Origin of the sequence: Chryseobacterium sp. Y16C (assembly GCF_022488405.1) — a bacterium.
Taxonomy (GTDB): domain Bacteria; phylum Bacteroidota; class Bacteroidia; order Flavobacteriales; family Weeksellaceae; genus Chryseobacterium; species Chryseobacterium geocarposphaerae.
In genome coordinates, this window is record NZ_CP092711.1 from 1223139 (window position 1) to 1242747 (window position 19609).

Below are 19609 nucleotides of genomic sequence, written 5' to 3' on the forward strand. Positions count from 1 at the left end.
TTTTGAACCATAACGCCTCCCCCTTTTAAGGAGAGAACTAATTTTATCTACCGCTCTATCACTTCCTCATCCTTATTGGAAAGGACTGAAAATTTTAAAATCTGGAAGCCCTGTGGATTGCTGTCTGACCGGACGCTATTGAGCAGATTGCATGATGTGACAAGGCTCCTTCGGGTAAGATTACTGGACCGGATGATAAACTGCTTGGCGTAGGTGGTGACAGAATATGGATACGAATTAAAATCACAGACCACACTGTCCACTTCAACTCTTTGCTGAATGTTCCCGGAGATAATCCTGTTATAATACCCCTTTTCAGAAAGGTCACGATAATAATCAAAAGCACTTTTATCCGCCAGGTCGAACGCCCGTTTCATATTGCTTTCAATCGCAGCTTTATCTGGTGCCAGCGTAAAAAAAAGCTCGTGGAACCTCCTGACATGCTCACGTGCCTCAACGGGGCGGTTTATGCTTGCATCCTGTGAGAGTGCCAGCATCAGCGATTTTCCCTGATCAAGAACATAAATTTTCTCCCGTTGTACCGATGCAAAGGAATATGATTTCCAGACTGCAAAAGCTGCTACCGCTAAACACAATATTGCAAAGACAATTGCGTATAGCCTGATCTGCTTGAAACTGTTTTCAATATTTCTTAATGTTTTGAATTCCATAATCAATTGCTTTTTTGTCCTTGTCCATTGCTTTTATTATCCAGCAGTTCACCCCCGATATTCCCCACTGCTGCTCCAGCCGCAGCCGCACCAACATTTCCTGTACGCATGGCCGCCTGGCTGACATTACGGGTAAAGTTTCCGGCACCGCCAGCCTGAATAATCCAGCTTGTAACAGTTGGAATGGTAAAGTATCCAACAATTCCTATGATCATAAAAATCAGGTAAACACTATTCTCGGGATCTGGAACAAATGAGGGATCACTTAATAGTTCTATATCCCGCTGTACACTCATGGCGTTTATTTTCGCAAGCATTGCACTGAAAAGATCGGCCACAGGAAGCCACAGATAAACACTTATATATCTGCTGAGCCACTGGGTAAGAGTGCTCTGAAATCCATCCCAGACGGAGATGGCAAATGCAATCGGACCCAGTATCGAAAGAACGATTAAAAAGAAAGTCCGGATCGTATCTACAACCAGCGCCGCAGCCTGAAAAAGCAGTTCGAGGATTTCCCTTAATTCTTTTTTGATTTCCTGCTTGATATTGTAGACTGCCTGATCCCGGTACATGCTGACCATCGTTGCGATATCATCAAATGACCATCCCAGATCATCAAGCTTTTTGTCAAACTCCTCATCTGATACCAAATAGGCTGTAGCAGGATTCCGCAACATCGCTTCTTTTTCCAGTACATCTTTTTGCTGTTGCAAGGTATTGAGATCCAGAACCTGCCCTTCCAGCATCGAATGAGTACCTTTAACAATTGGACTAAGTACTCCGTTAATTGTCCCTAATACGATTGTAGGGAAAAACATAATGCACATGCCTATCGCAAATGGTCTTAACAGTGGAAAAACATCTATTGGCTCTGCCCTACTTAATGCCTGCCAAACCTTTAGCGCCACATAGAACAGTGCGCCCAGTCCCGCCACACCTTTTGCTACCACAGCCATTGTTTCCGAAAGTGGCATCATTTCATCATAGAGACCTCTCAGGATCTCATGTAAATTGTTAAATTCCATAACTTTGAGAATTTATTACCAATATTTTTGACTAGCAGTTCCATATAGGTCCATGACACGCTTCGTGTCATTTTGCTTTTTAGCTCGTAGGATGCTCACAGAGATATTTTTATTGGTGTAATATCTTACAAGGCTGTGATATTCCTTAACCTCCTTATAGACACGGTCTATAATCTCCATACGCTCCTTATCATTCAATGAAAGGCTGCTAGAACTCACGATCTGTTTTAACTCTTTGAGTAGTTCGGTACTTTCGTTTAGCAGTGACGAATACCCATTTCCAATGGCCACCAGTTCCGCTGCAGAGAAGTTTTTGTCGTTCAGCATACGGGAGAAATTATTAACGTACATATTACTGACATCCCCGACCAAAAGGACGGTCTGTTGCACTTTTCTTGCATCTTTAACCAGGTTGTTCACCGCTTTCAGTTTGTCGTAATACTCTTTACCCTGTTCATACACCTTTTTGACTTCGTTAAAATTCTTCACGACATTACTTACAGTATTTGAGGTCTGTACAATCTCATTGGCGCTGTTCAGAACACCTGAGATCAGATTGCCCGGATCAGTTACAACCCATTGTGCTTTTACTTTTTGTGTTATGGTAATTGCCATTACCATAAACACAGTCATTAATAAATTTTTCATTTTTCTAAATTTTTAAGATTGTTTAATTATTGGGATGATCGCCGGACGTTAACCCTTTGATCTTTTTCAGTGATATTTTTTTTATGGCGGCTTCAACATCCCCGCCCATTTCATGGGCTAGATCCATCACTTCCATTTTCTCCGATTCCTCCGTAGTGTATGCCAAATACTCCTGCTCGCTCACTTCTGTCGCATAGACCGCTGAATGCGTTCCTCCAAGTCCTATCCATACTTCCTTATATTTGCGGTTCGGATCATTGTCCTGATTGATCGAAAGTATCTGCGATTTTTCCCGTTCTGTAAGCCCGAGCATATTCTGGATCTCATCAAACTTATTGGCGTATTTCCGCTGGTCGAGCAGGATCTTGCAGTCACTGTTATTGATGATTGTTTCCTTGACTATGGGAGATTGTATGATGTCGTCCACTTCCTGTGTGACCACTATTGCCTCACCGAAAAATTTTCTGACGGTTTTAAACAAATATTTTAAATATTCTGCCATCCCCTCTTTAGCAATTGCCTTCCAAGCCTCCTCTATGAGTATCATCTTACGGATACCTTTTAACCGACGCATCTTATTGATAAAGACCTCCATAATGATGATCGTAACCACAGGAAACAGGATTTTGTGATCTTTGATCGCATCAATTTCAAAGACAATAAATCTCTTATTAAGCAAATCAAGCTCTTTTTCTGAGTTTAGTAAGTAATCGTATTCACCACCTTTGTAATAGGGTTCCAGCACATTTAAAAAGTTCGCCAGATCAAAATCTTTCTCACGTACTTCTTTGTCCTGCAGAATCTTTTTGTAGTCCCCTTTGATATATTCGTAGAAAGCATTGAAACAAGGTCTTTCAGAACTATTCTTAATTCTTTCGATATATCCTGCGACTGCATTGGACAGTGCCACTTCCTCACTACGTTTGGGAGCTTCGTCATCCCTTTTCCATAATGTGAGGATCAAGGTCTTGATACTTTCTCTTTTCTCGATATCGAAGACATTATCTTCGGTAAAAAAAGGATTGAATGAGATCGGGTTTTCCTCGGTATAGGTGAAATAAACCCCGTCTTTTCCCTTAGTCTTACCTTTGATCAGTTCGCAAAGCCCCTGATAAGAATTACCCGTATCAACTAATAGCACATGAGTTCCTTGCTCATAATACTGTCTCACCATATGATTGGTGAAGAATGATTTTCCACTTCCATTTTTTGGGTGGGCTGGCGGGCTACTCAATTAAGAATAGCCCGCCAACCCCCAGATGGCCCTAAGATGAAACGGTTTCTATTCGTGATAATCCCCTTTTTCATGGGAAGATCACTGATATCCAAATGCACCGGTTTCCCAGTCAGCCTGTCCGCAAGCTTGATCCCAAAAGGAGAAAGTGAATTCTGATAGTTGGTCTCCTGCGTAAAAAAACACAATGCCGGTTCGATGAACGTGTAAAAAGATTCTTCGGCTGGAAAATCACCGGCATTGCCCGGAATTCCCGCCCAATATAAAGTGGCGGCATCAACCGTATTATGACGGGGTTTACATTCCATAAGAGCAAGTGCACTTCCGACATCATTTTTCAGGTTACGCAGATCCTGTCGGTCTTCACTCCACGCAAATATATTATAATGGGCCCGGATCGATGGTGAACCGTGGGAGTGTGCTTCATTCAGATAACGCTCTATCCATTCTTTATTGATCTGGTTCGCCCGGCTATAACGTGCCAATGAGTGCATATTTCTGGCGGACTTCTCAAATTTCTTAAGGTTTTCAGAACTATTATCGATGAACAGGTACTGGTTATAGATATGGTCGCAACTGAGCATCAGTCCCACAGGACTGGCAAAAGACAACATACAGTCACTGCGATCTGTGGAAAGCCTATCATAGCGATTGCAGTCTGAAACAGCTCCCGGAAGATCGTCCGTACTGGATAAGGTATGAAGTACCATCCTCTTACTTCCGATCCTAAGTTCCTCTGCTCCCAAAGCCATATCCTGCAGAACGGGATTGGTATCACGTGACAGTGTAAAATACTGTTCAAGGATTCCGGTTTTCCCTTCGCTCCCCAATATTTCAGCTTCACCCAGCTGATCCATTGTTATATGACCACTGTCATTGATGATACGCTGGAACTGGCTTACCGATTCCAGGAAACGCCGCATTCCTTCCTTATCCCGTATTTCTTTTGGAACAAGATTGCCCCTGCACAAACTGCTAAAATTGCTCTGGGACTGCATCCTTGCTTTTGTGGTCTTTGTAAGGAAAATATAACAATAGTGATTCAGAAATGGCCGCTCATTAAAATGCAGCTGGAAAGAACGCGACAAAAAACTATGTTCAATTCTTTCAAGATCCGGCTGATAGTTCTCCTTTAAATACCAGTCCTGTTTGTGCAGGATACTATAATCCGGCAAAGTCTTGATCGCTTTACTCCATGAGGAATGAATGGATTCGTACACATCCGTGCCCACCGTAAAAATTTCCGGTAGCCTTACACGGAAACACACCGTAAGGTCTCCTTCTTTCGATATAATACAATCGTTCTCAATTGCAAGGAGGGGAAAACGACTTTCTAACGTAGTTGTTTTAGAGATATTTCTCATGATGGCCTTGAAGATTTAGTGTTAAAATTTTGGATTTTCTCACCTTTTGCAACCGAGTATTTAAGGTAAGATTGGACAGGTTTACGGGTGATGATAAATTGTGGATGCTTTCTTTTCGCACCTAGCTTCATCAGCCCATGTTCACCGTACTTGTTGTTCAGACTGAAAGTTTTCCAAACAATCAGCGATGCAGAAATACAGCCGACCGAAAGGCAGATATACATATTTACGTCAGCCATGTACAGCACCATAACCAGGATCAGGACCAATAACAATCCTCCGGCAAATCCGAAGAGATACTGTGCTTTCAACCCTTTAAATTCGACTGTACAGCCGATACCTTTATTGATGTTATAGGTTTTCATGTTCTTGGGTTTTAAAGTTTAGGGTTCCCTGCACGATAGCAAGGTCATAGTTGGCGGTCAGCACTTCGATCTTTTTCTTGGGTACTTTTCCTGAATGTTTATCGACCAGCACATCTTTCTGCATTTTGACGGTATGCCAATTAAGATCCCGGCTAAATTTGTTCAGGAGATCACTTGGATAACTGCTCAATAGAAATTTGCCTTTTGCACGGGACAAGCATAATAGAAGAGATTCAAAATCATGTTTGCTGTACCCATCGTAATGACCACAATCACTGTTAAAGTAAGGCGGATCACAATAGTGGAATGCCTTTTCATGATCTCTTGAATTAATAATCCGAATGGCATCCGTATTTTCGATCTGAACATTCTGAAGTCGTATAGCATATTCCTCGGAGAATGATGCCCGCTTATTACTCAATCTTCTAGTGGAAGTCTGATCCCGAACATCATAACCCCATGAATCACCGATCTTTGCGCTGAAAGACTGATTGCATAGAACCCAGACTGCCCAGGCTCGTTGTAGTCTGTCAAAGAGATGAGGATTGTTATAGATCACCAGCGCATCGCTATGAAGGGATCTACTGTGGAGCGTTATTCGGATCATTTTTTCCAGTTCAACAAACTGATTTTTGACCATCTCGTAAAAATTGATCAGCTCACGGTTGTAATCGTTGATCACCTCAACCTCAGACCTTGGTTTTGACCAGAATATCGCTCCTCCCCCAACAAACGGTTCAACGTAAGTATAATGGGGTGGAATAAGCGGAATAATGATCTTGGCCAGCTGTTGCTTTCCGCCATAATAGGTCAGTGGCGTAACCATCTTATTTTTTGCCATAATTGAAAAAAATTAATAGGGTTAGCCTAAAGGAAAAATGATCGCAAAATGGTCGCAGCGACAATCAGGAATATACAGGCGCCGAACCAGCTCGCCGCTGTCTTTGAAGTGTCAGGGTCACCCGAACTGAATTTGTTGTACACTTTAACACCTCCGATCAGTCCGACCACAGCACCGATAGCATAGATCAGCTTTGTTGCCGGATCAAAATAGCTTGTAACCATCTGCGTGGCTTCCTGAATACCTGCAGCACCATTTCCCTGCGCAAAAGTCCCATTGCTGCTAAGCGAAATAAACAGCAACGCCAGCAGAATTTTTTGTCTTGATTTTTTCATGTTTCATTACATTTTAAGTTTGTAATACCCGCCAGTGCGGGCTTGGAAACAAAGGTGTTGCAGGTAGTATAGGATTTGGGGGCAGGTGGTATCAGAGGTAGTAAGTTTGCCGTTGTTTTCCTAATTTGAGTTCCGAGAAATAAAAAACCGCCAGGCTTTAAAAGCTGGCGGTTATGCATTATTTTAAAAATGATTCCAGTAATTTATTTTTCTAATTCTTATCTTATTTATTCGCGTTTAGTATTCATTACAGATTTGGTTATCCCATAAAATAAAATTCTGGTAAGTCAATATTCCCAAGCATTACTGGATAAATTTTATACTAAAATCTTACAAAAAATAGGTCTTGCTCCATAAATTATAAGTGCCTTAAAGAGCTACGTTTCAACTACTCCCATGATAATTGGATCACAGCACAATAGAACGATCCTTGATATTAGAATAAGCATTCTCCGATACTGAGTTCAACATGTTTTACCGGGCTAAATATTGCTTAATTTTAATATATAATCCTCACAGAATGAGGGAATACAAACATTTATAAACCATCAAAATAAAACATTATGGCTAGTAACAGAGGAGTGGTCTACAAAGGCCCATGGAACTTAGAAGTAAATGAAATTGCCTATCCCACATTCCAGAACCCCAAGGGAAAGGACATTCATCATGCGGTAATCATTAAAGTGGTCTCCACAAATATTTGTGGAAGTGACCAGCACATTTTTAGGGGACGTTTCTCAGTACCTGTGGGACACGTATTGGGTCATGAAATCACAGGCGAAGTAGTTGAAATTGGAAAAGACGTAGAATTCATCAAGGTGGGTGACATCGTTTCAGTGCCTTTCAACGTTTCCTGCGGACGGTGCAGAAACTGTAAAAACGGAAATACCGACGTCTGCGAGACCGTTAATCCGGATGCCCCTGTTGGCGCTTATGGGTTTGACCTGGGAGGCTGGTTAGGTGGCCAATCTGAATATTGTCTTATCCCCTATGCTGACTTTCAGCTCCTTAAGTTTCCTGATAGAGAACAAGCACTGGAAAAGATTTTAGATCTCACATTAGTATCTGACATCCTTCCAACAGGATACCATGGTGCATACGCTGCTGGTGTTACAACAGGATCAACCGTTTATATTGCTGGTGCTGGACCTGTGGGACGCTGTGCTGCAGAATCAGCAAAGCTTCTTGGAGCTTCCTGCGTAATTGTGGGAGATATGAACAAGGAGCGGTTGGAACTTGTCAAACAGGCCGGAATGGAAACCGTTGATCTTACCCTTGATGCCAGCGTAGCAGAACAGATCGAACAGATTCTCGGTGTACCCGAAGTGGATGCCGGTGTGGATGCCGTAGGTTATGAGGCACATGGACATGGTGATGAAGACTACAAAAAAGAAAATCCCAACGCAGTTATCAATGATCTTTTCGATGTTGTCCGCGCAAGCGGCGGTATAGGGATTCCAGGTATCTATACTCCTTCTGACCCAGGAGGACGTGATGAGAACGCCAAACACGGAAAACTGACTGTCGACTGGGGAAAAGGTTGGCTTAAGTCATTGCATATTCAAACGGGAATGGCTCCAATTGGACGTTACAATTATCAAATTATGCAGGCTATTCTATGGGGCCGTATCTCCATGAAAACGATCATGAACCCGCAGGTTATCAGCCTTGACGAAGCACCACAAGCCTATAAAGACTTTTCGGATGGTTCAAGCAAAAAGTTTATTATCGATCCACATGGCATGATAAAAAACCGTTCTTAAACTCACGTAGAGCGAAAATAAAAAGTAAAGGTGGGACATTGAATAAATGTCCCACCTTTTTTTAATTTCTCAGCTTCACCAATTACATACCTATTTAACGCGCACGTTGCGTTAATCAGTGTCTATATTGGCCCGGAGAAAGTCCCTCAAGCCTTTTAAAAATTTTAATGAAATGATTCACATTATTAAAACCTGATGCGTAACAGGCTTCAGTCACAGTAACGGAACTGTCAGCCATTATTTTTTTTGCATGGTCTATGCGCGTGCGCAGAACAAATTCCAAAGGAGTTATGCCCAGTATATTTTTAAAATATTGATAAAAAGATGATTGGCTCAAACAGCATTCTCTTGCCAATTTTTCAACAGTTATTTTTTCCGTAAGGTGCTTATGCACGTAATTGATCGCCGGTTGAATTCTATTGTCATACATTGGTTGATTGCTGTTCACTGACAAACGGTTTTGGGTCTGAAGAAGCCTTAATAGAAGTACTTTAAGAGATAGGTCCGCAATTGCCTCTTTTGCAAAACCTTCCTCCATACTAAGGTTAACAAGTTTATTGAGACTTGTTACCAGCTCCATGCTATTCTCGAAATGCTGATGCGAAAAATCAAGTTTCCATTCAAAAGGTGCCTGATGATTTGAATATCTCTCATTTAGATAGTCAAGATTTTTGTGAACAGTATCCCAGTCCAGTGTAAGAGTGATACATTGCACGGGACGATTTTCATCTGCGTCTGGAAAATCTACATTCATGGTTAGTCCGTCAGGAAGGATCACACTTTGACCGGGCAGAAAGTCAAATGCCTCCTGACCATCCACGGACATCACTTTTTTACCTCTCATCATACTTGAAACCACCAATCCACCACTATATGAAAGTATTACATTGTCACTTTTATGAAATGTTTCAAATATGTTGAGCTCACAGTTCGGAAGATTAAAAGTCCTCCGGTGCTCCAGTCTGGAATCCAATTTAGAACTGTCGCTTAAATTTACGGGAGTTATCCGATAAGATTTCATACTTAAGTCTTTATATATTTACTATTGACCAAATAAAATTTACTTAATCCTAATTTTTGTAGCCGCTAGATTTGATAGCAGGATGCCATACATTTCGGATCTGCACCTGTTAAATCATTTTCTGGAAATAATACAGAAAGCCAGCAGGGATAAATTGACCAGAACGGCAAAGGCATTCGATAGGATGATCTGCCAATCTTCTTTCATGATTCCATACCAGACCCAGAGGGAAAGGCCTGAAAGTAAAACAATAAGTGTTAAGATTGAAATGTCATCCGCATTTCTTGTTCTTATCACCTTTATTAATTGGGGCATCATTGCAAATGAAGTTAAGACACCTGCAATGAGTCCAATTAAGTCTGTATTCATACGACATATTTATTTTGTTAATAGCGGACCTCGCGTCCTTTAATTTTCATTTTTTAAACATAGGCAGCCAAATATTTAGCTGTTTTGCTTTGCTTATTCTTAGCTACATCCCTGGGTGCTCCTTCGGCAATAATCTTTCCACCATCTTTACCCGCACCGGGTCCCAGATCTATAACCCAGTCACTGGAAGCCACAACATGCATATCATGTTCAACCGTAATCACCGTATTTCCGGCATCAACCAAAAAATTCAGCTGACCTATCAACTTTTCCACATCAGACGGATGTAGTCCTGTCGTTGGTTCGTCCAAAACGTACAAGGTTTTCCCTTTTTGCGTACGCTGCAGTTCCGATGCCAATTTGATACGCTGTGCTTCTCCCCCGGATAATTCTGTGGCTGGCTGTCCAAGACGTATATAACCCAAACCGACCTGTCTGAGGACTTCAAGACTTTGCCTTAAAGACCTGTCGCTGCTGAAAAAATCCCAGGCCTGATCCACAGTCATGTCCAAAACTTCGGCAATATTTTTATCGTCATACTTTACTTCCAGTGTTTTGTCATTATACCGGGTTCCCTTACAGGTCGGACATGGTGTATAAACACTGGGAAGGAATAACAGTTCTACCATAACAAATCCTTCTCCTTTGCAGTGTGCACATCGTCCCTTGGCTACATTAAAAGAAAAACGTCCCACATCATATTTCCTTTTTTTGGCTAGCTCAGTTTCAGCGAATAATTGCCTTACCCTGTCAAACAGCCCCGTATAAGTTGCCAGATTTGAACGTGGTGTTCTGCCGATTGGCTTTTGGTCAACTCGTACCAGCCGTTTGATGTGTTCCATGCCGGCTGTGATAACGCCTGAAGTATGAATATTGGTTTCCTGTGATAGTTCAGGCTGTTCATCACTACTTTCCTCCATATCCTGTCCCAAATAATCCGATATCAGCTCTACCAGTGCCTGACTTACCAGACTGCTTTTACCTGACCCTGAAGTACCTGTAATACTGGTGAGAACGCCCAAGGGAATTGACACGTCCAGGTTTTGGATATTATTTCTGGTGACATTGATCGCACGCAGCCAGTGTTCAGCTTTCCTGACAATCTCTTTGGTGACAGGAACCGGATCAATATAATGACGGGTTACCGACCTTTCTACAGATTGCAGTCCTTCCAGGGGACCGCTATATAATATTTCCCCGCCATTGGCTCCCGCCTGTGGCCCAACATCCACAACCCAGTCACAATGCCGGATAATGTCCACCTCATGCTCTACGATAAACATTGAATTGCCTGCATCTTTCAATTTTATCAAAACAGCCAACAAGGCTTCTGTATCTGCAGGATGAAGACCCGCAGAGGGTTCATCCAGAACGTAAATTACGCCAAACAGATTTGAGTGTACCTGTGTCGCCAGCCTTAACCGCTGTAACTCGCCGGGGGAAATACTTGGCGTGCTCCGCTCCAGCGAAAGATACCCCAGACCGAGATCAATCATGATTTTTAGCCGTGCAACGAGATCGATCGCAATATTTTGGGCAACGATCGCTTTCTCAGGATGTTTATCCTTATCTTTAGATAAAAATCTACCTTCCGCATATGGAGTAAAAATGGCCATCAGCTGAGATAACGACTGATTGGATAGATCAGCGATGTCGAATCCCTCAAATTTTACAGCCAAAGATTCTTTTTTTAATCTCTTTCCGTGACATTCCGAACATTCCGTATTCAGCATATACTGTGATACCCGCCTCTTCATCATCTGACTGTTGGTATTCGCAAATGTTTGCAGAACATAGCGTTTGGCACCGGTAAAAGTTCCCATATAACTTGGCGGCAATTTCATTTTCACTGCCCGGTTTACCTCCGCTGCAGACAGCCCTGAATAAACGGGTACTGTAGGTGTTTCATCGGTAAACAGGATCCAGTCCCGTTCTTTTTTCGGCAGATCCTTCCACGGCTTATCGACATCAAATCCTAAAGTCATCAAAATCTCCCGGAGATTTTGCCCTTGCCAAGCCGAAGGCCAGGCAGCCACAGCCCGTTCACGTATTGTCAGGGAATCATCCGGTACCATCGATTTTTCTGTGACATCGTAGATGCGTCCGATACCATGGCATACAGGACATGCTCCTTCCGGCGTGTTGGGAGAAAATCCTTCTGCATAGATGATAGACTGTTTGGGCGGATAATCCCCTGCCCGGGAATATAACATCCTCAATAAATTGGAAATAGTCGTTACACTTCCCACTGTAGAGCGGACGGTAGTTCCTCCCCTGCTCTGTTGCAGGGCAACAGCCGGGGGAAGTCCATGAATGGCACTGACTTCCGGAACATTCATTTGATTAAATAAACGTCTTGCATAGGGTGAAACTGATTCCAGATATCTTCGCTGTGCTTCCGCATAGATCGTACCGAATGCAAGAGAAGATTTACCCGAACCCGATATCCCCGTAAACACGACAAGTTTATTTCTCGGAATATCGACATCAACATCTTTTAGATTGTGTTCCTTGGCTCCCCTGACACGTACAAAACCCTCGAAATTCTGTTCGCTTGGACTTTGATCTGAAAGGCCTCTCTTATTAGAGCCTTCTGTATTTTTACCAAAAATTTTCATAAAATAATGCTTTAAGGTTACATAAGATAAAATCCCTGCGGCTCAATCGGATCTGGGATTTCCTTCTCATTTAATAGTTGACGGATATTGATCTCTATCGTTCGTGAAAGTGCGGTCATAGGCGTATCCGTAGGGCTGTTGCTGAAAGGATCCTGAAGCCTATGCGCTAGCATTTCCAAGAAAAAAAACATCATCGAAACCGAAATAAGAATGACAACCTGCAGCACAATGTTTAAGTGGAACGAGGATGACAGACTCAGAAAAACGGCAAACAAATAGATGGCGGCATGCAATATCTGCCCAAATGTGGGTGGAAAAACGGTATTTTTAATCCGCTCTGCCCTCCCCATCGATGCTACCAGATCATTTAATGTTTTTTCTATCTGAAGCAGAGCAAATTCATTCAGCAGCTTTTCATCATAAAGTTTTTTCAAGCATCCATTCTGTAATTGACTGATCGCAAGGGGAACATTTGAATGTTCTCGGAGCTTTTTAATTTCCTCTTCGCTGAGCAAATCTTCCAGAACAGGCCAAATATCCTGCCGCCTCAATGATCTTTCTAAGGCTCTGGACCAGCCAATCTGATAATGGGAAATTTTAGCCACATCTACGTTTTCAGTTTTCACATAAAGCTGGAGCTGCAGGATCAGAGAACGGCTGTCATTTACGATTGCTCCCCAGATGGTACGGGCTTCCCACCACCGGTTATAGGACTGGTTGATTTTATACGATAACAGAATCGAGATCGCAATACCCAACGTTGTCGCTATCTGAATGGAAATATCCGGCGCATAATCTGGTAAATAATATGGTAATAGACCAAAAGTAACCCCCAGAAGGGCAACTGTAAACAATTGTACCTTAATTTCATTTAATAGAAATTTAAATGGAACTCTGCGGTTTATAATCATGGGATTTTCTATTTAACATTATTATTACTATACAATTCAAAATAAGAATTTCCGATTCCAATTTAATAAATATAGCTCCAAAATATCAAATGGAGGAAAGTGATCCACCCTAAATTAAAGGGTAAACCACTTTCTTTATCAAACTTGTTTAATTCTGATAGATATCACCTTCAAAAGAAGCATTGTAAAGATCTTTTAAGTCCTGTAAAGTCGGTTTACGCGGATTGAAACCTGTACATGGATCTTCTAAAGCATTTTTGCTGATGAAATCCAGATTTTTCTCCCAGTCTTCACGGGAAATACCGAATGCTTTAAGTGAACCTATGTTATTGACAGACGCTCTAAGTTTCTCAATTTCCTGAGCCAGCTCCTCTGCTGATGTCCTGCCAACAATTTTGGCCAGATCAGGGTATCTGCTTGTTGCTGTCTGATTGTAACGGATCACATTTGGAAGGAATATCGCGTTGGCTGCACCATGGGGAATACCATAAAGGGCGCCAACTTGATGCGATAATGAGTGTACAATACCCAACCACGCATTATTAAAAGCTAAACCTCCCATAAATGAAGCATCGTGCATGTTTTGACGGGCCTTGATATTGCCCGGATTATTCACCGCTTCTTCCAGATTCTGAAAAACAATTTCCAGACCTCCTTTTGCCAGTACATCTGCATAGTTGTCTTCAATATTCGACACATAGGCTTCCACACAATGTGTCAAAGCATCCAGACCCGTATTTGATGTAATGTGAGCCGGCATTGAAGCACATATTTCTCCATCTACAATTGCAATATCCGGAGTTAACTCATAAGAAACGATCGGATACTTCACCCCTTTTTCTCTATCAGTGATAACCGCCAGACCTGTTGTTTCTGTTCCTGTACCACTTGTAGAAGGAATCGCTACAAATTTAGCCTTCTGGCGTAATGTCGGAACAGTGAAAGGCTTTGTCATTGCCTCAAAATCGGCATCGGGATATTCATAGAAGACCCACATCATTTTTGCCGCATCGATTGCAGAACAGCCCCCAAGACCAACAATCCAGTCCGGTTCAAAATCACGCATCACTGCAGCTCCCTTAAGACTTGTTTCCGAAGACGGATCTTCTTCAACACCGTCAAAAACAGCAGTTTCAAGTCCTGCTTCGTTTAAATAGGAAAGTGCTCTATCTAAGGTCCCACTTCTTTTCATTGATTGTCCACCAGTTACAATGATCGCTTTCTTTCCTGAAAGGTTCTTTAATTCTGATAAACTTCCAGCTCCGTGAAATACTTCGCTGGCAACAAATAACTTGCTCATATTTTTATTTTAAATTTCTTATACAAAATTACTGCAATGGCAGACGCTGATGTTATACATTGAATATTATATGATATACATTTGCTCCCTTATAAATAAACAACTGAAATTAAAACAAAAAGGCAGACATAAACCATTATACTATTGAAAATCAAACACTTCATACTGAACACAACATTCATTGTTATACATTTAATCACTGACATACAGCATATATGGTACTGTATTAAGTATAAAAAGCAGAAGTAATAAACTTCTGCTTTTTATACTCGGAGTAAAACCTATCCTGAATCAGCGCCAGGACTTATATTGATTGATCAACCCATTGGTAGATGAGTCGTGGCCCTGAACCTGGTGATCCTCCTGAAGTTCAGGTAAGATAGCATTAGCTAATTGTTTACCAAGTTCAACGCCCCATTGATCAAAGCTGAAAATGTTCCAGATGACCCCTTGCACAAAAATTTTATGTTCATAAAGAGCGATCAGTTTACCCAATGATTTTGGCGTTATCTTTTTCAGCAAAAATGAATTTGTCGGACGGTTTCCCTGAAATACCTTGTATTTACGCTGCTGCTCGATTTCATCAGCTGATTTTCCAGATCCCTGCAGTTCGGTTATCACTTCCTCCGCCGATTTTCCGTTCATCAGTGCTTCAGTCTGCGCAAAAAAATTGGACAATAGTATTTTATGATGTTCTCCCAGCGGATTTAAACTCTGAGCAGGCGCGATGAAATCCGCAGGTATCAGCTTCGTCCCCTGATGAAGTAACTGATAAAACGCATGCTGTCCATTGGTGCCAGGTTCGCCCCAGACTATAGGTCCTGTCTGATAATCAACCATATGACCGTTACGGTCGATATATTTACCATTGCTTTCCATATCCCCCTGTTGAAAATAGGCAGCAAAACGGTGCAGGTATTGATCATACGAAAAAATACCCAAGGTCTCAGCACCATAAAAATTGATATACCAGATCCCCAAAAGAGCCATGATCACGGGAATATTCTTTTCAAAGGGAATATGCTGAAAATGCTCGTCGGCCTCATGGGCACCCTCCAATAACGCCTGGAAATTAGCATATCCTATTCCAAGACTGATGGACAGTCCTATTGAGGACCATAATGAATATCTTCCCCCTACCCAGTCCCAGAACACAAACATATTACGCGTATTGATTCCGAACTTTTCCACCTCAGCTTCATTCGTGCTCAGCGCAACAAAATGTTTTTCGATATCTTTTATTTCAGCCCCCGCCTCAAGCAGCCAAGAACGCGCACTATGGGCATTGGCCATGGTTTCCTGGGTGGTAAATGTTTTGGAAGCAATAAGAAAAAGTGTGGTTTCAGGATTCACTTGCTTGAAGACCTCAGAAATGTGCGTACCATCGACATTCGATACAAAATGCAGATTCAGAGGCGTTTTATATGCTTTTAAAGCCTCCGTTACCATGACGGGGCCGAGATCTGACCCACCGATCCCAATATTGACAACATCAGTTATCGCCTTTCCCGTATATCCAGTCCAGCTTCCCGAAAGTACATCCTGTGTGAAATTTTTCATCTGGTCCAATACTTCATGAACCTGGGGTATGATATTCACTCCATCAACAGTAACTACCGCATTTTTTGGCTGGCGCAGTGCTGTATGCAGAACAGGCCTGCCCTCCGTTGCATTGATCTTGTCTCCAGCGAACATTTTATCAATCGCCTGGTCTAGTTTCACCTCTTTTGCCAGCTCCAGCAAAAGATTCAGCGTCTCTTCTGTAATTCTGTTTTTTGAATAATCAAACAGTATATCGCCCCATTGCACTGAAAACGTGGAGAACCGATGGGGATCTTCTATAAATAAATTGCGGATCTGCACATCTTTTATCATCTGGAAATGTGCTGTAAGCTTCTGAAAAGCCGCTGTATTTTTTAAATTAACCGTTGGTAACATATGTTTAAGATTTATGTTACAAACCTAGTTCAATTCTCCGGCGGTCACGCAACCAACTTATACCTATGTCTTATACATTTGCGCCAATTGCTGCTGCAGGTCCGTGGGTGTTTCATCAAGCTTAGCCTTAACAAACTTATTAAGTGCAGCGGGTGAGTTGAAGCCAAGTTCGAAAGCAATTTCCTTATGGGAATAGCTGGAGAGCAGCAACAGCTGCTTGATCTCATTCATGATCCTTGCGTGGATGGTTTCGATCGAGGTCAGCCCCGCGGTTTTCTTGGTGATCTCATTTAATTTTTTTGGTGAAATAAGCAATTTTTCCGCATACCAGCTTACTGTACGTTCTGTCTTGTAATGCCGCTCCAGTAATTCTAAAAATTTCCCATAGAGTTTTGTATTTTCATTGGTCAGTTTATTCTTGTCCCACTTCGTGTGGACAAACTCGACCAGTTTAAGTAACGTTATCTTGATGTAAAACCGTGCCTGTTCTTTCTTTACCGATGTCAGGTCATGGTATAATTTTTCTATCTGATCCAACAGCAACTCTACTTCCTTGGTCTCCGCTACGGGCAGTTCAATATGATTGAGTTTGACAGAAATGTTGTGATTGTAAATACTCAGCTCATTTTTAAGGATATCCGAACAGAACAGCACTTCATCAAACAGGATCATCTTGCCCTCAAAGTTGCTGCTGATCTGTTCTTTTGATGATAGCTGTCCAGGAAATATAACACAGATGTTATTTTCGGTCACATCGTACCGGCGGTCCTCCACCTGCATTTTCATTTTGCCTTTTTTAACAAATAATAGACAAAAATGGTCTTTTGTATGCGGTTCCCTATATTCCTCCAGTGCATTCCTGTCCAATTCAAAAATATGAAAGGGCGTGATTGCCCTTTCAGAATTATGCTGAATATCTTTCAGATGATGTGTGATCATATTTATTTTTTATATTAAATATTGCCGTGCAAATATTTTGCTGCTTTTTTGTCTACCAAAAATAATAATTCTCCCTGAGATGGCGCAAGCAATTGTGCCGGGTATATTCTGGGGTTATAAGGCCCCTCGATAACCTCTTTGAGAGCTTCTGCCTTCGTTTCTCCAAAAGCGATCACGAGCAGTTTTCGTGCCCTGTTAAGAAAAGGGGCCGTCAGTGTAATCCGGTACATCTGCTGCTGTTCCAGATAATACGCAGTGACCCAATTTTCTGTTTCATCCAGCGCCACGGTTCCCGGAAACAACGAGGCAGTATGCCCATCTTGTCCCATTCCAAGAAGGATGAGATCCATTCTGCCATCACTTCCCAGCATTTCTTTTAATAATACATTATATACAGCAGCGAAATCCTCTGCTGTTATACCGTCCCGGTACATGGGAAAGACATTGACCGGCCGAACAGGCACTCTGTCCAAGAGCTGCTCATAGGACATCCTGGCATTGCTCAGGTCATTGTCAAGTGGCACCCACCTTTCATCTCCCCAGAAGATCAGTACTTTGGTCCAGTCGATCTGGTTTTTATACTGATCTTCCGATAATAACCTATACAGGCCTTCCGGTGAAGATCCGCCCGTCAGTGCAACAGCAAAATATCCTTTCTGCATAATCGCTTCATTTGCAGAACTGATAAAAACCGCTGCGGCTTCTTTGAAAATTTCTTCTGTGGTCGCAAATATATTAAGCATCTTGTTCCTTTTTAAATTTTTCGGCAGAAGTAGATAACCAGTGATGCCCCTGTCTCTTCAATAAATCATCCGCAGCTGCAGGCCCCGCACTTCCAGCAGCATACGTGTCCATCTTTGGCGAATTTCCGCTTTCCCAGGCGGTCTGAATATTGGAGATAACATCCCAGGCCTCCTCCACCTGATCCGAACGCATAAAAAGAGTAGAATCCCCGTCAAGAGCATCCAAGAGTAAAGTTTCATAAGCTTCTGGAGTTTCCGATGAACATTCAAAATAGTCGAATACCATTTCAGCCGGTTTCAGCTTCATGTCCAGACCTGGTTTTTTGGTCATGAACGACAGCCTGACGTCCATTTCTGGTTGGATATTGATCACCAGCTTATTGGGGAACAGCATATTCAGATCATCTCGAAATGTCGTGCACGGGACGTCTTTGAAACTGATCACGATGGAAGATTTTTTTTCCTGCATGCGCTTGCCCGTCCGCATATAGAACGGTACCCCGCGCCAGCGCTCATTGTCAATGTAAAACTTCATCGCAACATATGTTTCGGTATTTGAGTTTGGATTCACTCCGGGTTCTTCCAAATAGCCAGCTTTCTTTTTACCGTCAATCTCTCCCTCGGTATACTGTGCTCTTACCGTATAATGTCCGATATCCTCAAGATTGATCCTTCTGACGCTTTTGAGCACGTCTACTTTACGGTCCCTGATCTCTGACGATTCAAATGCAGCCGGAGCTTCCATGGCAATCATGCAGAGAATCTGCATCAAATGGTTCTGGATCATATCACGGAGAGCCCCTGACCCATCATAGTATCCGCCCCGGTCTTCAACGCCGACAGTCTCCGCAACGGTAATCTGTACAGAATCGATATAATTATTATTCCACAATGGTTCAAAAATGGTATTTCCAAAACGGAAAGCCAGGATATTCTGTACATTCTCTTTTCCAAGGTAATGATCGATCCGGTAGATCTGCTCTTCCTTAAAAGTCTGCGAAAGGAGCTTATTGAGCGCTACGGCCGAAGCCTTATCATACCCAAAAGGTTTTTCAATGATCATCCTGTCCTGATCAACATTCTCGGTCAGACCTGCATTTTTTAAGCTATTCGATACCTTTTCAATAAAACTGGGTGCCACTGAAAGGTAAAACAGACGGTTGGATCTGATCCCCAAGTTTACATCAATGGTATCAAGTTCATTTTTCAACCGGATAAAAGATTCCTCCTGTGTTATATCAAATCTGATAAATTTAATTTTCTCACTGAAATTATTCCATTGTTCCTGGGAGAATTTTTGGATTCTTGAAAATGTCCTGATATTTTCAAGGATATAATTCCTGAATTCTTCCTGTGTCTGTTCCGTTCTTCCCAGTGAAAGAATTTCAAATTCCTCGGGCAACCAACCCTCCAGGAACAGATTGAAAAATGCAGGAAATAATTTTCTTTTCGCCAAATCTCCTGTTGCCCCAAAAACTACGATCGAGGTTGGCTTTTTATCATTATTTTTCATTTTATTTA

Annotated in this window: 16 protein-coding genes and 1 pseudogene; 1 reads left to right on the forward strand and 16 read right to left on the reverse strand. The window is 42.1% G+C overall.

Features of this window, described 5'->3' with window-relative positions; translation table 11 throughout:
• Positions 1-47 precede the first annotated feature (47 nt).
• The 7 genes and pseudogenes from traK to MKS83_RS05355 all read right to left on the reverse strand — a co-directional run bounded on the left by traK (position 48) and on the right by MKS83_RS05355 (position 6486).
• Positions 48-671 carry a conjugative transposon protein TraK gene (traK, locus tag MKS83_RS05325; protein ID WP_002981472.1) on the reverse strand — a complete coding sequence of 208 codons (624 nt, stop codon included), beginning with the start codon at positions 669-671 and terminating at the stop codon, positions 48-50.
• Positions 672-673: 2 nt separating this feature from the next.
• Positions 674-1699 (reverse strand): conjugative transposon protein TraJ, encoded by a 1026-nt coding sequence (traJ, locus tag MKS83_RS05330; protein WP_240582297.1) that lies wholly within the window; start codon positions 1697-1699, stop codon positions 674-676.
• A 15-nt stretch (positions 1700-1714) separates the two neighbouring features.
• Entirely contained in the window at positions 1715-2347 is a 633-nt protein-coding gene (locus MKS83_RS05335) for a DUF4141 domain-containing protein (protein ID WP_240582298.1), read from the reverse strand.
• A gap of 22 nt (positions 2348-2369) precedes the next feature.
• Positions 2370-4945, reverse strand: a pseudogene (locus tag MKS83_RS05340) (TraG family conjugative transposon ATPase).
• Positions 4942-5310 (reverse strand): DUF4133 domain-containing protein, encoded by a 369-nt coding sequence (locus MKS83_RS05345; RefSeq protein WP_240582299.1) that lies wholly within the window; start codon positions 5308-5310, stop codon positions 4942-4944. The pseudogene MKS83_RS05340 and the gene MKS83_RS05345 overlap by 4 nt, the downstream one beginning before the upstream one ends.
• Positions 5297-6151: a DNA adenine methylase gene (locus MKS83_RS05350; RefSeq protein WP_240582300.1), complete on the reverse strand. Its 855-nt coding sequence runs from the start codon at positions 6149-6151 to the stop codon at positions 5297-5299. Before MKS83_RS05350 ends, MKS83_RS05345 begins: the two co-directional genes overlap by 14 nt.
• Before the next feature lie 26 nt (positions 6152-6177).
• Positions 6178-6486 (reverse strand): DUF4134 domain-containing protein, encoded by a 309-nt coding sequence (locus MKS83_RS05355; RefSeq protein ID WP_240582301.1) that lies wholly within the window; start codon positions 6484-6486, stop codon positions 6178-6180.
• Between the two features lie 563 nt (positions 6487-7049).
• On the opposite strand from MKS83_RS05355, the gene MKS83_RS05360 reads away from it, so the two are divergent.
• Positions 7050-8249: an alcohol dehydrogenase catalytic domain-containing protein gene (locus MKS83_RS05360; RefSeq protein ID WP_027374817.1), complete on the forward strand. Its 1200-nt coding sequence runs from the start codon at positions 7050-7052 to the stop codon at positions 8247-8249.
• Positions 8250-8364: 115 nt separating this feature from the next.
• Here MKS83_RS05360 and MKS83_RS05365 read toward each other — a convergent pair whose 3' ends face one another.
• The 9 genes from MKS83_RS05365 to zwf form a co-directional block, all read right to left on the reverse strand.
• Positions 8365-9270 (reverse strand): helix-turn-helix domain-containing protein, encoded by a 906-nt coding sequence (locus MKS83_RS05365; RefSeq protein ID WP_240582302.1) that lies wholly within the window; start codon positions 9268-9270, stop codon positions 8365-8367.
• A 114-nt stretch (positions 9271-9384) separates the two neighbouring features.
• The gene (locus MKS83_RS05370) at positions 9385-9639 is read right to left on the reverse strand and encodes a SemiSWEET transporter (RefSeq protein WP_240582303.1); all 255 of its coding nucleotides are present in this window, start codon (positions 9637-9639) and stop codon (positions 9385-9387) included.
• 53 nt (positions 9640-9692) lie between these two features.
• On the reverse strand, positions 9693-12257 hold the full coding sequence (gene uvrA, locus MKS83_RS05375; RefSeq protein ID WP_410679409.1) for an excinuclease ABC subunit UvrA: 2565 nt from the start codon (positions 12255-12257) through the stop codon (positions 9693-9695).
• A gap of 17 nt (positions 12258-12274) precedes the next feature.
• Positions 12275-13168 carry a bestrophin family protein gene (locus MKS83_RS05380; protein ID WP_240582304.1) on the reverse strand — a complete coding sequence of 298 codons (894 nt, stop codon included), beginning with the start codon at positions 13166-13168 and terminating at the stop codon, positions 12275-12277.
• Positions 13169-13316: 148 nt separating this feature from the next.
• Positions 13317-14468 carry an iron-containing alcohol dehydrogenase gene (locus MKS83_RS05385; protein WP_061084742.1) on the reverse strand — a complete coding sequence of 384 codons (1152 nt, stop codon included), beginning with the start codon at positions 14466-14468 and terminating at the stop codon, positions 13317-13319.
• A 291-nt stretch (positions 14469-14759) separates the two neighbouring features.
• Positions 14760-16406: a glucose-6-phosphate isomerase gene (gene pgi, locus MKS83_RS05390; protein WP_240582305.1), complete on the reverse strand. Its 1647-nt coding sequence runs from the start codon at positions 16404-16406 to the stop codon at positions 14760-14762.
• Positions 16407-16469: 63 nt separating this feature from the next.
• Positions 16470-17345: an AraC family transcriptional regulator gene (locus MKS83_RS05395; RefSeq protein ID WP_061084744.1), complete on the reverse strand. Its 876-nt coding sequence runs from the start codon at positions 17343-17345 to the stop codon at positions 16470-16472.
• A 14-nt stretch (positions 17346-17359) separates the two neighbouring features.
• The gene (pgl, locus tag MKS83_RS05400; RefSeq protein ID WP_061084745.1) at positions 17360-18088 is read right to left on the reverse strand and encodes a 6-phosphogluconolactonase; all 729 of its coding nucleotides are present in this window, start codon (positions 18086-18088) and stop codon (positions 17360-17362) included.
• On the reverse strand, positions 18081-19601 hold the full coding sequence (gene zwf, locus MKS83_RS05405) for a glucose-6-phosphate dehydrogenase (RefSeq protein ID WP_240582306.1): 1521 nt from the start codon (positions 19599-19601) through the stop codon (positions 18081-18083). The genes pgl and zwf overlap by 8 nt, the downstream gene beginning before the upstream one ends.
• Positions 19602-19609 lie beyond the last annotated feature (8 nt).